The organism is Bacillus sp. MC1252, assembly GCF_056838025.1.
The window spans coordinates 335112-350049 of record NZ_CM166369.1; the positions used below are offsets into that span (position 1 = coordinate 335112).

A 14938-nucleotide genomic window follows, 5' to 3' on the forward strand; every position below is an offset into this window, starting at 1 on the left:
GTTGGCTGTTCATGTCGACACAGAAATCAAAAGGAAAAGGAGAAATTGAACATGGCTGATAAAAAGTCAAAAGAAGAATCGGGACTGCGTACCGTTCAGCGGGCTTTGGATATTCTTCATTGTTTTAGCGAAGAACGGCAAGAGCTGACGCTAACGGACATTTCAAAAGAGATGAATTTAGCAATGTCTACCACGACGAGACTGCTCAAGGCACTTGAAATGAATCATTTTGTGGAAAAGAACCAAGATACACTCAAATATCGACTCGGTCAAAGGCTTTATCTGCTCGGTTACATTGCTGGGAAGTCCATCAAATTGAGGGAACTGGCAAAGCCGCTTATGTACAAACTTCGTGATGAAACAAAGGAAACCGTCAATTTATATGTGCTAGATCATACAAGCCGGATTTGTATTGAACAAGCTGAAGGGCTGCAATCCATCAGGCATCTTGTCAAGATTGGTGAGAAGCTGCCATTATACGCAGGTGCTGGTGGAAAGGTTTTGCTTGCCTTCCAAAGCGAAGAATTTCAGCAAAAAGTATTCATGTCTGAGGCTGAAAACGTGAAGAAAGATGACTGGCAAAAGGAATGTGCACATATTCTTAAGGCGTATACTGCTTGCAGTATTGATGAACGGGAGGTCGGATCTGCGGCAGTGGCAGCGCCGATCTTTAACATTCATGGCGAGGTGCAGGCATGTTTATCAATATCTGGTCCAACTCATAGATTTACTGAAGAAGTCATTCCTCAGTTGCAGCAAAAAGTGAAGGAACACGCCCAAAAGCTCTCCGAACAGCTCGGTTACGTTGTCAAACACAATTTTTAAGAATGCCTATCTTTTCACAGCCCATTTATCATATAATAGAAACATTATGTAGCATTCCTTGTCGTAAGGAGGACGTGTCACGAACATGAAAAACAATAGAGAAATCCCTGTGAGACAGCGAAATATTGTCCTCATTGGCTTTATGGGCGTTGGTAAAACAACCATTGGGCAGCTCGTCGCCAAAAAGTTATATAGAGATTTTATTGATGTCGATCAGGAGATTGAGAAAAAGTACAACATGACGATTCCAGAAATGTTTCAGCAAAAAGGAGAAGCTTTCTTCAGGCAGGCTGAAAAGGATTATATCGTCGATTTATGTGAACATACACAGCTGAAGATTGTGTCCCTAGGGGGCGGTGCGTTCAAACAGGAAGAAATCAAACGATCCTGCTTGAAGCATTGTACGGTTCTTTTCCTTGATTTATCTTGGGAGAATTGGAAGCAGCGGCTGGATATTTTAATCGAAAACCGCCCTGTTCTTCATAACCGGTCGATTGACGAGATGAAAGAGCTGTTTGAAGAGCGCCGGGAAATTTATGCCCTTCATAACTCAAGAGTCGAAACAGATCATCTAGAGGCTGAGGAAGTTGCCAATTATATTGTGGACACACTCAAGCTTGGCTGGGATTTATACTCGAAATAAAAAGTCTACCGTCTAGGGTAGACTTTTTTCTATATAGAAGAGGGCTAAACAAACGTTTAATTAAACACGAAGATTTCGTTTTTTAATATAAGTCTAGACGCTGATCTGTCATGACAGGAATTTGTTGTCTCACTTCATCCACTAGCTGAAGATCAATTTCTGCATAATGAATGTCTTCGTCATGGCTTGTTTCAAGCAGTATACGGCCGAGTGGGTCAATCACCATGGAATGTCCAGGGAATTCAGTGTCCCTGCTTGTGCCCGTCCGGTTGACAGCAATCATAAAGGATTGGTTTTCGATGGCTCTTGCGATGAGCAGGCTGCGCCAATGGTCCACTCTTGCTGACGGCCATTGGGCGGTATTGACGAGCACTTTCGCACCTTTGTTCACAAGTGTTCTGGAGAGCTGCGGGAAACGGAGATCATAGCAGATCATCGCGCCGATCTTCACATCTTCACCATAGTCAAATAAACCAAGCTGATCACCAGCGGTTAAATAGTTGTGCTCATCCATTAAGCGGAATAAATGAATTTTATCATAATCTAATACAAGCTCACCTTGGCGGTTAAACACATACATCGTGTTGGTGATGTCTTCATTTTCTGCACGCTTATTCAATACACTTCCTGCGATGAGATACACTTGGTGCTTGCGGGCAAAGGAAGAGAAGAGCTGTTTCGTGCGTTCTCCGTTTACATCGGCGAGCTGATCTGCCTGTTCTAGCGCATATCCGGTATTCCACATTTCGGGTAAAATGATCAGGTCAGGCTGTTGACGGATCGCTTCTTCTAAAAACGCTTCTGCTTTCTTAAAGTTCACATCAGGTTTTCCAATTTGTACGTCCATTTGGATAAGGGCGATTTTCATGACGGTTCCTCCTTTATTCGTTTGCGTGCAAATGTAAAAATTCATGAATGATCCACCTTCATGAATGAATGTATAGGCTGATCCTGCCTGAGAGCATCTAGGCTTCAAGCCAGTTTCTTTATCATAAAGGTTTATGTCATCTTTGCCAATAGAAATGTCAGAAGGTTTCGTCTATATTGAGAGAAGAGAGTGAAAAGGACTGTCTAAGTAAGGAAATCAGTGATATGATACATATAACTAATAAAACAAAGGGGAATAGTATGATATGCAATTGTTCGATTTACCACTAGAAGAGTTAAAAGGATATAAACCAAAGAAAACAGCACGTCCTGATTTCTCTGCCTTTTGGAAGACATCGCTTGAAGCATTGCATCAAGTGGAGCCGAAAAAAGCACTTGAACCTTACGACTATCCAGCAAAAGGGGTCAAAGTGTACCGCCTGACGTATCAAAGCTTTGGGCATTCTCGTATTGAAGGCTGGTATGCTGTCCCGGATCAAACAGGTCCGCACCCAGCACTTGTTCAATTTCATGGCTACAATGGCAGCTATGACGGCGGCATTCATGACATCGTCAACTGGGCGCTGCATGGCTATGCGACGTTCGGAATGCTTGTTCGCGGTCAAGGCGGCAGTGAGGATACGGCGGTAACACCAAGCGGGCACGCATTGGGGTGGATGACAAAAGGCATTTTATCAAAGGATACCTACTATTATCGCGGCGTTTATTTAGATGCGGTTCGTGCACTTGAAGTCATTCAGTCCTTCCCAGAAGTTGACCAGCACCGCATCGGCGTGATTGGCGGAAGTCAAGGGGGCGCATTAGCCATTGCAGCTGCAGCACTTTCAAACATTCCGAAGGTCGTTGTGGCTGATTACCCTTATTTATCAAACTTTGAACGTGCAGTCGATGTGGCCTTGGAGCAGCCTTATTTAGAAATCAATTCATACCTTCGAAGAAACAGTGATCCAGAAGCTGAAGAAAAGGTACTTGAGACATTAAGCTACTTTGATTTAATCAATTTAGCCGGTTGGGTGAAACAGCCAACATTGATGGCGATCGGTCTGATTGATAAAGTGACACCGCCATCTACTGTATTTGCGGCATACAACCATTTAGAAACTGACAAAGAGCTCAAGATTTATCGGTATTTTGGGCACGAGTTCATACCCGCTTTTCAAACAGAGAAGCTGTCCTTTTTACAAAAGCATTTGCTTATATAAAAAAGAAAGAGGCCGCTCAGCGTTTAGACAAACCCTCGCATTCGTTGTCAGTCCTGCGCGCTGGTGCTCACGAATGTCAAATTCGCTCCGCGCCAGTGCTCGTTCTTCCTAGACTGCAAAGGTTTTCTATCACGCTGAAAAGAAGACAAAGGGCTAAAATAAAGATCATTTTAGCCCTTTGTCAACAATCTGAGAGGCCTCTCAGCGTGAGGGCCTCTTTTTCAATAACTCGTGTTCTGTCTTGTTTTTTCATCAGGCACTAAAGCAGTGATGATGAGGACAAGAGCTGTGATGATATGCAGGATGAATCCGAGAATCGGAATCCAGGCCAGGCAGGATGTGACAATTCCGATGATACTTCCAATCATTGGTCCATGGTCTCGCTTCGATAAGACGAGTGTGATAATATGCAGAATAAGCATGACCATGAGCGGTGTGTAGCCATTGCTGATGACAAATAGTCCTCCAATCACAGGGATGGCAAGGCAGGCTTCAAAAATTCCGGTGATCCATTTCATGATGCGAGATATAGACATCAGATCCAACTCCTTTTTCATATATGTCTTATTCGTATTTTCCCAAAACGTGAAGAAGTCATGCAGAATTCTAAAGAAAGAGTTGATGGACGCTTGAGAGAGAGAATCAAGGAAGAGCTGAAAATCATCGAAGAAACGTATGACGTAAGGATTTGTCTTGCCGTCGAATCAGGCAGCAGGGCATGGGGATTCCCCTCGACTGACAGTGATTATGATGTTCGTTTTTTATATGTTCCCCGGAAGGAATGGTACTGGTCGATTGAAGAACATCGTGATGTCATTGAGCTGCCCATTGATGACGAGCTTGATATGAGCGGCTGGGAGCTTAGAAAGGCGCTGCGCTTATTCAATAAATCAAATCCATCCATTATGGAATGGCTGTCTTCTGATATTATCTATGCTGAATCTTTCTCTTTGGCAAAGCAGCTAAGAGAATTAAAGGATCGAGCGTTTTATCCAGCAGCATTGATGTATCACTATCTCAATATGGCCAAGCGGAATGAAAGTCAATATTTACGAGGAGAGCAGGTGCGAATCAAGAAGTACTTTTATGTGCTTCGTCCTCTGCTTGCCTGTCAGTGGATTGAACGCTACCGGACGGTTCCTCCTATAGATTTTCATGAACTTCTAGAGGAACTGGTGGAGGATGGACCGCTTTTAGCTGAAATTCATGAGCTGCTCAAACGCAAAATGGATGGAGAAGAAATGGATGTAGAGAACCGCCTCGCCTATGTCCAGCCATTTATCGACAAAGAGCTGGCTCGCTTTCATGAATTGGTGAAAAGCTACAATCAGCCGAAAGACAATCTGATGCAAGAATTAAATGAGCTGCTGCACTCTACCCTTGATGAGGTGTGGGCGTAAGCGAGGAAGAGCCAGCCGGTTAGCGGCAGGCTCTTTTTTATCTCGTATTGTGATAAAACCACAAAAAAAGTCAGAATTTTTGTCATCTTCAAATATTGTAGCGGACAGCTCATGAGCCTTACAATAAAGACATAGCTTACAAAGAGTGGGAGGTGCCCTTTATGGAGTCGGTCACAAGAAATTTCTTCTTGTTTTTGTCAAAGAGCAGTCTCTTGAACCATATTGCTCGTAATTGGGGAAGTGCTGTTGCATCAAAGAAGATCATCGGGGGGAAGAATTTTGAGAGCGCTATCCCTGTGATCAAACGATTTAATAATCAAGGTATGGCCGTAACAGTCGATCACCTTGGTGAGTTTGTCACAAAGGCAGAGATTGCAAATGAGCGGACGAATGAGTGTATTCAAACCATTCAGCAAATTGCAGAGGCGAAACTCAATTCCCACGTGTCACTCAAAATGACATCACTTGGACTAGATATTGACGATGACCTTGTGTATCGCAATATGAAAAGCATTTTAGATACGGCAGAGAAGCATCGTATCATGGTGACAATTGATATGGAGGATGAACAGCGCTGTCAAAAAACGCTGGACATTTTTAAAGAGATGAAATCTCAATATGAGTATGTCAGTACGGTTCTTCAGGCGTATTTGTACAGAACAGAAAAGGATCTTGATGACCTAAATGAGCTGCAGCCATTTTTAAGACTAGTAAAGGGTGCCTATAAGGAGTCCGCCGAAGTGGCGTATCCAATCAAAAAAGATGTCGATCAGAATTATAAGAAGCTGATCGAAAAGCAATTACTGACAGGGAACTATACAGCCATTGCGACTCATGACGATCAAATGATCGAGTTCACGAAAAATATTGTGAAAAAACACAATATACAGACAAGTCAGTTCGAATTTCAAATGCTGTATGGCATGAGGTCAGAAACCCAGCTAGCGCTTGTGAAAGAAGGCTATCAAATGAGGGTCTATACCCCGTATGGACGAGAGTGGTATGGCTACTACATGAGACGTCTTGCAGAACGGCCGGCAAACATTGCATTTGCTTTAAAAGGGATGACGAGAAAATAATTTGAAACGGGAGCGTGACAAAGATGACAACACCTTACAAACATGAACCATTCACGGATTTTAGCCAGGAAGAAAACCGCCAAGCGTTTGAACAAGCATTAGCAAAAGTAACTGAATCTCTTGGTCAAACCTATCCGCTAGTGATTAACGGAGAAAGAATCGAAACAAAAGACCAGATTGTATCGATCAATCCGGCGAAAAAGGATGAAGTCGTTGGAACTGTGTCAAAGGCGGGGAAGGAAGAGGCGGAACAAGCGGTTCAAGCTGCGGCAAAAGCATTTGAAACATGGCGCTATACCTCTCCAGAAGAAAGAGCAGGCGTATTATTCCGTGCTGCGGCAGGTATTCGCCGTAAAAAGCATGAGTATTCAGCACTTCTTGTAAAAGAAGCAGGAAAGCCTTGGAATGAAGCAGATGCAGATACAGCAGAAGCGATCGACTTCCTAGAGTATTATGCCCGCCAAATGCTGGAGCTGGCGAAAGGTAAACCAGTGAACAGCCGCGAGGGCGAACGAAATCAATACGTGTACACACCAACTGGCGTGACGCTCGTCATTCCGCCGTGGAACTTCTTGTTTGCGATCATGGCAGGAACAACAGTAGCTCCAATCGTAACGGGAAATACAGTCGTCTTAAAACCAGCAAGTGCTACTCCTGTCATCGCTGCCCGCTTTGTGGAAGAGCTTGAGCAAGCAGGTCTTCCAAAGGGTGTTGTCAACTTTGTACCAGGAAGCGGAGCAGAGGTGGGAGATTACTTAGTGGATCATCCGAAAACAAGCCTCATTACATTCACTGGTTCAAGAGAGGTAGGGACACGTATCTTTGAACGTGCGGCAAAAGTGCAGCCAGGTCAGCAGCATTTAAAACGTGTCATTGCTGAAATGGGTGGTAAGGATACAGTTGTTGTAGATGAGGATGCAGATGTTGAACTAGCAGCTAACGCCATTTTTACATCAGCCTTCGGTTTTTCAGGACAGAAATGTTCGGCTGGATCTCGCGCTGTCGTCCACGAGAAGCTGTATGATCAAGTGATCGAGCGAGTGAAGGAAATCACAGAAACGAAAACCACAGCCAATCCTCTATCAGCTGATGTCTACATGGGACCTGTCATTGATCAGGCTTCCTTTGACAAGATCACGGACTATATCGAGGTTGGCAAGCAGGAAGGCCGCCTAGTCACTGGCGGAACGAGTGACGATTCGCAAGGTTACTTTATCCATCCAACCATTTTTGCAGATCTTGAGCCAACATCTCGCTTGATGCAAGAAGAAATCTTTGGACCTGTATTGGCCTTCTCAAAAGTCTCAAACTTTGATGAAGCACTTGAAGTAGCCAACAATACAGAATACGGTTTGACTGGTGCTGTCATTACAAATAATCGTGATCACATCAACCGTGCGAAACAGGAGTTTCACGTGGGGAACCTCTACTTTAACCGTAACTGTACAGGAGCAATCGTGGGATACCACCCATTCGGCGGCTTCAAAATGTCAGGGACAGATTCAAAAGCAGGCGGTCCAGATTACCTAGCGCTACACATGCAGGCGAAAACGATTAGTGAAATGTTTTAATTTGGAAAAGCATGAACCTGTGCAGGCGGGTTCATGCTTTTTTTGCTTGTCTGCGACTTGTTTCTATGCAAATCTGTCCGGAAAGAAGTATGATAAATGTATCACTTAATCAGGGAGCAATCGGGATGGAAGAGATATTAGAAAAGCTTCATACATTTTTTGATGTCGATAAGTTAATTGCATTTATTAGCGGGTATTTAAAAAAACCAGTCATTTTAGAAAGCACAGAGTGCCAGCTCCTTGCTTATAATTCTTACAGCATTCAGCAGTTTGACCCAGTCAATCAGCAAACGATTTTCTCAAAGGAATGCCCGGGGTCTGTAGTCGATTGGTTAAAGAAAACCGGGGTAATCGAGCGGCTTCTCGCGGAGTCAGAGCCTTTTTATGTGAGCGGTCATGACGAGCTCGGTTTTAATCGGCGGGTGGCTGTGAGCGCAAAGCATAAACAAGAGGTTGTGGGCTTTATTTGGGTGCAGGACATTGAGGATTCTCTCTCTCAGGAGGAGCTGCAATTTTTGCACGAAGCTTCCTTTCAGGTTGGAAAAGTTATTTATAAAAATAAGAAACAGCTGGAGAAAAAGGAAGGTAAAATTGAGGAATTTTTCAAAAAGGTCATGGATGATCATTTTTATACAGAAGAAGAGCTGAAATGGGAGGCTGAGAACTTAAGCATTCCACTTCCGGCTGTATTTACCGTCATGGTTGTACACGCTGCCGATAACAAAAGTGAGACGGCAGAAGATGTGAAGGATGTCATTAGAACGTATTTGCAGCTAGAAGATAAGGTCAATCACGTCTATTCCGTGCAAGCAGACATCGTCGTCATATTAGGCAGTCTGTCAGACCGGCACTCACCGAAAGCGACCGCCGCTGATGTCATCGCTCATCTGAAATCGAAAACGCATTCACATCCATCCCCTTTGTATATTGGGATGGGAAGAGAATATCGCGATGTGATGAAAATGAGTACAAGTCGATTTGAAGCGATAGAGGTAGTGAAGGCTGTGAAAATTGTCGGGGGACAGGAACTGATTCCCTATGATTACGAGAATCTGGGGGTCTTCCGTTTCTTAGACTCAATTTACAGCCACCAAAAGAAGAAAAACGACTTCAATCCAGATTTGTTACGTTTGAAGGAAAAAGACCGCGATAGCCAAACCTCTTTTTTAAAAACCCTTGAGGTCTACTTATTGAATAATTGCAAGCTAAAGCCAGCTGCGGAGCAGTTGTTTATTCATCAAAATACATTAAACTATCGAATGAAACAAATCTTTGATATGACCTCGATTGATTTGAGTCATTTTAGTCAGCGATGTGAGTTATTTATTGAATTGATGCTGATGAAAAAAGATCAATAATCATGGAATCCGCAGGTGCTCAGGATCACCTGCGGATTTTCATGCGAGTTGTGAAAATGGCATACAACTACTGCGTTTCGTTGTATGATAGATAAAGATTTTATGAGAAAAGTGAAAGGGGGCCACCCTTTGGGATCAGTCACCTTGGCCATTTTGATTTTCATCATGACCCTCGTCCTTGTCATTTGGCAGCCAGGACGTTTAACCATTGGATGGTCAGCATGTGGCGGAGCCATTCTTGCTCTTGCCTTTGGTGTCGTTCATCTGAGCGATGTGTGGGAAGTCACGCAAATTGTATGGAACGCCACCTTTGCATTTATTGGCATTATTATCATTTCGTTAATTTTAGATGAGATCGGTTTTTTTGAATGGGCTGCACTGCATATGGCAAAAGCCGCAAGAGGGAACGGTGTCCGCATGTTTATTTATTTAACATTGCTCGGCGCTGTGGTGGCAGCTTTCTTTGCCAACGATGGAGCGGCACTGATTTTGACCCCAATTGTCTTATCTGTGGTGAGAGCGTTGAAGCTGGATGAGCGTATGATCCTGCCCTTTGTGATGGCAAGCGGCTTTATTGCTGATACCACCTCCTTGCCATTTGTCATTAGCAACCTCGTCAATATTGTGTCTGCCGATTATTTCCATATTGGCTTTCTCGAATATACAGCGAACATGTTCGTGCCAAACCTCGTGTCACTTGGAGCGAGCATGCTTGTGCTTTATGTGTTTTACAGAAAGTTCATCCCAAAGACATACGATCTGTCACAGGCGAAGGAACCAGCGTCAGCCATTCGTGATATGCGCATGTTCCGCTTGTCTTGGTATGTGTTAGGACTCTTGCTAGTTGGTTATTTCGCAGGGGAATTGATTGGCATTCCCGTGTCAATCATTGTAGGAGGCATTGCTCTTGCTTTCTTGTGGCTGGCGAAAAGAAGTCCGCAAGTGGCGACAAAGCGCATCATAAAAGAAGCACCGTGGTCCATTGTATTTTTCTCAATCGGCATGTATGTCGTCGTCTATGGACTGAAGAATGTCGGTCTCACAGAAATATTGGCGGCATGGATTGAACAAGGCGCATCGCATGGGTTGCTTGCCGGAACGATGTTTATGGGCGTGCTTGCGGCAGTGCTGTCCTCTGTCATGAACAATCTGCCTACCGTGTTAATTGATGCGATTGCGATCGGACATACAAATACAGCAGGCGTCATGAGAGACGGACTGATTTATGCCAATGTCATCGGTTCCAACCTTGGTCCGAAAATGACCCCAATCGGCTCATTGGCGACATTGCTGTGGCTTCACGTTCTCAAGAAAAAGGGCGTCCATATTTCTTGGGGTGCATACATGAAAGCCGGAATCATCCTGACCATCCCAACATTGATCCTTACTTTATTGGGGTTATATGCGTGGTTATGGCTGATACATTAAAGAGCAGGTGCTCTCAGTCAGGTCTCGTCCTTTTTTCATCTACGCTGAATATAAAAAAAAGAGAAGATCGTTGGATCTGCTCTCAGCGTGTAGACAAACCCTCGCATTCGTTGTCAGTCCTGCGTGCCGGTGCTCACGAATGTCAAATTCGCTCCGCTCCAGTACTCGTCCTTCCTAGACTGCAAAGGTTTTCTATCACGCTGAAAAGAAGACAAAGGGCTAAAATAAAGATCATTTTAGCCCTTTGTCAACAGTCTAAGAGAAGATCGATTGGATCTGCTCTTTTTGTTACAGATATTTTGCATAGCGTTTTTCCAAATAATCTTGCAGCAATGAGACCACACTGCAAATGCCCCAGTAAATCAATGCGACCAAAATATACATGGTCATATAATCGAATTCTCGTCCGCCAACAATTTTTGCCTGCTGGAAGAGCTCTGGTACAGTAATCATCGCTGCCAGTGAGGAGGCTTTGATCAAGTCGAGCATGACATTGGTCAATGGCGGCAGTGCAATGCGAACGGATTGAGGCAATATGACACCACGCATGGTTTGCCAATAGCTGAGACCTAATGATTTAGCGGCTTCCACCTGACCACTTGGAACAGAGGAGAGGGCCGCTCGGTTGATTTCTGCTATATAGGCAGCACTATTGAAGGTGAACCCAATAATGGCAGCAGTTACAGCTGTAAACTCAATGCCGATATAAGGGAATCCGAAATAAAGAATAAACAAAATCACCAGAATGGGAACGCCTCGCATGAATGAAATATATAGCCGTGCAGGCAGCCGAAGCAACCACGTATTCGCCATTCTGGCAAGGGCAATAAAAAAGCCAAGAATCGTGCCAAAAAACATGCTCACAAAGGATATGAGCAGCGTCAGCCAAATGCCTTTCATGACAAACGGAAACGACGCCTTTGCCAGTGCAGGATTAAATATATATTCTAAATGAATATCTCCCACGATTGCGGCTCCTTATTTGGAAATGTCGACATCTTCGACATCAGCATCAATTTTCTTTGAGACGTCTGCATGATGAAAGAACTTCTCGGAAATCTTTTTCATCGTTCCGTCTTTTTTCATGTCTTTTAATACACGATTTAATTCTTTTTGAAGCTCTGTGTTGTCTTTCTTCATCACAAAGCCCTGTTCATTCGGCATGTATTTCAGGTCAGGGTGAATCGTAATATTTAATTTAGGAAATGCAGCAAGAGCCAGTGTTTGCAAGTAATAATCATTTAAAATGACATCTGTTCGGCCGTTTGCGACATCCTTTAAGTATTGCTCGTTTGTGGCATTATCATAAATGACTTCCTTTGCACCGTACTTACGGGCGACATCCATGTAAATGGTCGTTGCAGCACCTGCTGCTTTCTTGCCTTTTAAATCTCTTAAAGTTTTAATGCCAGACAAATCATCTTTCCGTACGATAGCCGTTCCGTAGGAATATTTATAAGGAGTTGAAAATGCAAACTTATCCTTCCGGTCATCTGTGATGTCGATATCGTTTGCAGCGGCATCTACTTGACCAGAATTAATGGCACTCAGCATCCCATCATAGCCCATTTCTTTAAATTCTACTTTCACGTCAAGGCGTTTAAAAGCTTCTTTGACGACTTCAACTTCATAGCCAGTCAGCTGATCCTTGCCGTTTGATGTATCATGATAAGACGTAGGATAAAGGGTGCCTGAAGTAGCAACCACGATTTTCCCTTTCTTTTGAATCTGATCCCACTTTGATTCTCCAGACTGAGATGAGCCTGATTGACTGCAAGCAGACATGACAAGCATGAGAGCAGACACAACAAGCAACACCCATATAGGTTTTCTATGATAAAAACGACTCATTTAAGAATCCTCCTCTATTTTTTATACAAAACAAAACATAGCACGCTTTTTCAGTTAGGACAACGTTTTCAGATGAAAAGCGAAAAAGTAAGAATATTATGCTCAATTTGACGTTGTCAAAGAATGTATAAAAAAGGAAGGAGCGTACAAAATAAATTCGAATAAAGGAGGGAACAAAAGATATGAAAAAAATAAGTGGCTTGATCTTATTATCAATGATGCTGTTATTTGGTTTTCATATGGAAACGGCTCATGGAGAAACACCACAAATGGAAAAGCGTCCAGTGACGCATCAAGTAAAATTAACAACAGAACAACAAAAACAAATCGAAAAGCTTGAGCAGCAAATTCTTTCGAAACGAAAAGAAGTCATTGAGAAATATGTTCAGTATGGTGTGTTAACAAAGGAACAAGGCACACACATCACGAAACGAATGGATGAACATTACAATCACTTAAAAAATAACGGATTTGTTCCACTACTGAAAAAACCACAGCACCATCGACCATAATGATGAAACCGGCAGCGAGATGCCGGTTTCATCTTGTTTATCGATCCTATCTGAAGGTGAGAGTCTCACCATCTTTAGGGACAAAAATAGCTTGATCTGCATGATGTTCATGAATGTAAGCTTCCAATGCAGCTCTTGTTAACAGGCAATGATTCACAGCTTCAAGATGACAAGCGATCATTTGAGCATTTGGGTGAGAGCGGTGAATGTCTAAAATCTCTTCCTTGGTCATTGTGATCGGATCACCTTCTAAAAATTGAGCAGCCCCACTATTGACCACAATGACATCTGGCCTGCATGTATTCACAACTTCTTTCGGCTCATCACACCAAATGGTATCACCCGCAATATAAAGGGTAGGTTCATCAGGATGAGAGAAAACAAAACCGCTGACCTGTCCCATCCGTTTTGCCGTTTCCCCTGTCCCATGCTGCCCGCCTGTACGTCTAATATGAACACCACAAATGTCCATTTCATCTTCAATGCATGTGACATGCTGGAAGCCAGCTTCTTTGACTTCTTTTTGATCCTTTTCCGATTGAGTATAGATTGGTTGGTCTTGAGCTAATGTCTTTTTCGCCTCGTCGTCAAAGTGATCCACGTGTAAATGAGTGAGCAAGACAGCATCCGGCTGTAACATCTTGTCTAAATCAATGTTTACAGGCAGATCCACAATGGGGTTGTTCAAATGTTGATTCGCTGTATGAGGGAACGGTGGATATGTTCCTTTGGCTGCTAAAAAGGGATCGATTAAGAAAGTTGACTGACCATATTGAAGGTATAAAGTAGCATTACGAATGAGCGTTATTTTCATTAAAAAGGCCTCCTTTTTTTCTGATTAAGTTTACAGTATATTAAAAGAGCTTCATGTGAAAGAGGATCATGAAAGTCTTTCAGCGGAAGGACTTGATTTTTGAAAGAGGTGAGCCAATGCTAGATCAAACAGATATGGACATTTTAAAAGAACTCTCAAAGAACAGTCGATTAACCATGAAAGCACTAGGTGAAAAAGTTCATTTAACCGGTCAAGCGGTTGCAAATCGTGTGTTAAAGCTAGAAGAAGATGGTGTGATTGAAGCTTATACCATTTCGATCGATTGGCGGACACAGAAGACCATCCAAACATTTATGCAGCTCTATACCCGAAGCCTTCATCATGAACCGCTACTGTCGTTTCTTCATCAAAAGGAAGAAATCAAGAATCTATTTAAAATAAGTGGAGAGGGCTGTTATATGGCTGAAGGACATTTCTCCAGTCACGATGAGCTTGATCAGTTTTTAACGGAGCTGACAAATTACGCAAATTATAAATTGTCTATTGCGGTTAAACGTCACATTCATCGGTAATAGAAGAGCCGCAGGAGGATAGCAACAATGCAAAAATTCATTAGAAATCAAGCTGAACCGATGACAAAGGAAAGAATCAAAGCTGACTTGGTTCAACTTGGTGTGAAAAAAGGCATGATTTTATGTGTTCACTCATCTTTATCATCTATCGGCTGGGTGAATGGAGGTGCTGTAGCCGTCATACAAGCATTAATGGAAACCTTAACAGAAGAGGGAACCTTGGTTATGCCGGCACAAACGTTAGAGCTGTCTGATCCCGCCGATTGGATCGATCCGCCCGTTCCCTACTCATGGTGGAAATCGATCAAAGAGACGATGCCTGCATTTGATCCGGCTTACACGACGCCAACAGCAATGGGAAAGGTAGCGGAAACATTTTGGAAGTACCCAGGCGTGGCGAGAAGCACTCATCCCAATTTTTCATTCACAGCTTGGGGGAAAAGGAAACATGAAATTCTGAAACACCATGCGCTTTCTTATGGTTTAGGAGAAAATTCGCCGCTTGGGCGCATGTACGATCTTGATGCTCAAGTACTGCTGATTGGTACGTCATTTGAGAGCCATACAGCCTTCCACTTAGCTGAATATAGAATCTCTCAGCAAGACCTCATGATACGAGGGGCCCCTATTTTAGAAAATGGATGGAGGGTATGGAAAGAGTATCAAGATATCATGACAAGAGAAGAACTATTTGAACAGATTGGTCGTGATTTTTTACATTCAGGATATACCCATTACCGTGGTCAAATCGGGCTTGCCAATTCGTATTTATTACCGGTAAGAGGATCGGTAGACTATGCGGAAAAGTGGCTTGAACAGTACGACCAGTCATGA

Annotated in this window: 16 protein-coding genes; 11 read left to right on the forward strand and 5 right to left on the reverse strand. The window is 43.2% G+C overall.

The features are described from left to right. The first annotated feature begins 51 nt into the window (after positions 1–51). A complete protein-coding gene (locus ACYH0L_RS01820) occupies positions 52–825 on the forward strand; it encodes an IclR family transcriptional regulator (RefSeq protein WP_099726112.1) in 774 nt (257 codons plus the stop codon). An 85-nt stretch (positions 826–910) separates the two neighbouring features. Next, positions 911–1468 carry a shikimate kinase gene (locus ACYH0L_RS01825; protein WP_099726111.1) on the forward strand — a complete coding sequence of 186 codons (558 nt, stop codon included), beginning with the start codon at positions 911–913 and terminating at the stop codon, positions 1466–1468. Between the two features lie 82 nt (positions 1469–1550). Here the strand turns inward: ACYH0L_RS01825 and ACYH0L_RS01830 are convergent, their stop codons facing one another. Further along, on the reverse strand, positions 1551–2336 hold the full coding sequence (locus ACYH0L_RS01830; protein ID WP_099726312.1) for a carbon-nitrogen family hydrolase: 786 nt from the start codon (positions 2334–2336) through the stop codon (positions 1551–1553). Between the two features lie 265 nt (positions 2337–2601). On the opposite strand from ACYH0L_RS01830, the gene ACYH0L_RS01835 reads away from it, so the two are divergent. After that, positions 2602–3558 (forward strand): acetylxylan esterase, encoded by a 957-nt coding sequence (locus tag ACYH0L_RS01835; RefSeq protein WP_482354301.1) that lies wholly within the window; start codon positions 2602–2604, stop codon positions 3556–3558. A 221-nt stretch (positions 3559–3779) separates the two neighbouring features. On the opposite strand, the gene ACYH0L_RS01840 is transcribed toward ACYH0L_RS01835, so the two are convergent. Next, the gene (locus tag ACYH0L_RS01840) at positions 3780–4094 is read right to left on the reverse strand and encodes a hypothetical protein (RefSeq protein WP_099726109.1); all 315 of its coding nucleotides are present in this window, start codon (positions 4092–4094) and stop codon (positions 3780–3782) included. 60 nt (positions 4095–4154) lie between these two features. On the opposite strand from ACYH0L_RS01840, the gene ACYH0L_RS01845 reads away from it, so the two are divergent. The 5 genes from ACYH0L_RS01845 to ACYH0L_RS01865 all read left to right on the forward strand — a co-directional run bounded on the left by ACYH0L_RS01845 (position 4155) and on the right by ACYH0L_RS01865 (position 10394). Then, a complete protein-coding gene (locus tag ACYH0L_RS01845) occupies positions 4155–4958 on the forward strand; it encodes a nucleotidyltransferase domain-containing protein (protein WP_099726108.1) in 804 nt (267 codons plus the stop codon). Between the two features lie 161 nt (positions 4959–5119). Beyond that, entirely contained in the window at positions 5120–6037 is a 918-nt protein-coding gene (locus ACYH0L_RS01850) for a proline dehydrogenase family protein (RefSeq protein WP_099726107.1), read from the forward strand. Between the two features lie 23 nt (positions 6038–6060). Continuing rightward, complete coding sequence (gene pruA, locus ACYH0L_RS01855) at positions 6061–7608, forward strand: L-glutamate gamma-semialdehyde dehydrogenase (protein ID WP_230031257.1); 1548 nt, start codon at positions 6061–6063, stop codon at positions 7606–7608. A 125-nt stretch (positions 7609–7733) separates the two neighbouring features. After that, a complete protein-coding gene (locus ACYH0L_RS01860) occupies positions 7734–8966 on the forward strand; it encodes a PucR family transcriptional regulator (protein WP_099726105.1) in 1233 nt (410 codons plus the stop codon). A 129-nt stretch (positions 8967–9095) separates the two neighbouring features. Beyond that, a complete protein-coding gene (locus ACYH0L_RS01865) occupies positions 9096–10394 on the forward strand; it encodes an arsenic transporter (RefSeq protein WP_482354302.1) in 1299 nt (432 codons plus the stop codon). Positions 10395–10682: 288 nt separating this feature from the next. On the opposite strand, the gene ACYH0L_RS01870 is transcribed toward ACYH0L_RS01865, so the two are convergent. Then, a complete protein-coding gene (locus ACYH0L_RS01870) occupies positions 10683–11360 on the reverse strand; it encodes an amino acid ABC transporter permease (protein ID WP_099726103.1) in 678 nt (225 codons plus the stop codon). 12 nt (positions 11361–11372) lie between these two features. Then, entirely contained in the window at positions 11373–12188 is an 816-nt protein-coding gene (locus ACYH0L_RS01875) for a transporter substrate-binding domain-containing protein (protein ID WP_370461129.1), read from the reverse strand. 239 nt (positions 12189–12427) lie between these two features. On the opposite strand from ACYH0L_RS01875, the gene ACYH0L_RS01880 reads away from it, so the two are divergent. Further along, positions 12428–12757, forward strand: a complete 330-nt coding sequence (locus tag ACYH0L_RS01880; protein WP_099726101.1) for a YckD family protein — start codon at positions 12428–12430, stop codon at positions 12755–12757. A 46-nt stretch (positions 12758–12803) separates the two neighbouring features. Here ACYH0L_RS01880 and ACYH0L_RS01885 read toward each other — a convergent pair whose 3' ends face one another. Then, positions 12804–13571: an MBL fold metallo-hydrolase gene (locus tag ACYH0L_RS01885; protein ID WP_256499288.1), complete on the reverse strand. Its 768-nt coding sequence runs from the start codon at positions 13569–13571 to the stop codon at positions 12804–12806. A 116-nt stretch (positions 13572–13687) separates the two neighbouring features. On the opposite strand from ACYH0L_RS01885, the gene ACYH0L_RS01890 reads away from it, so the two are divergent. Both ACYH0L_RS01890 and ACYH0L_RS01895 read left to right on the forward strand, forming a co-directional pair. Beyond that, a complete protein-coding gene (locus ACYH0L_RS01890; RefSeq protein ID WP_180275460.1) occupies positions 13688–14104 on the forward strand; it encodes an Lrp/AsnC family transcriptional regulator in 417 nt (138 codons plus the stop codon). 27 nt (positions 14105–14131) lie between these two features. After that, on the forward strand, positions 14132–14938 hold the full coding sequence (locus tag ACYH0L_RS01895) for an AAC(3) family N-acetyltransferase (RefSeq protein WP_099726098.1): 807 nt from the start codon (positions 14132–14134) through the stop codon (positions 14936–14938).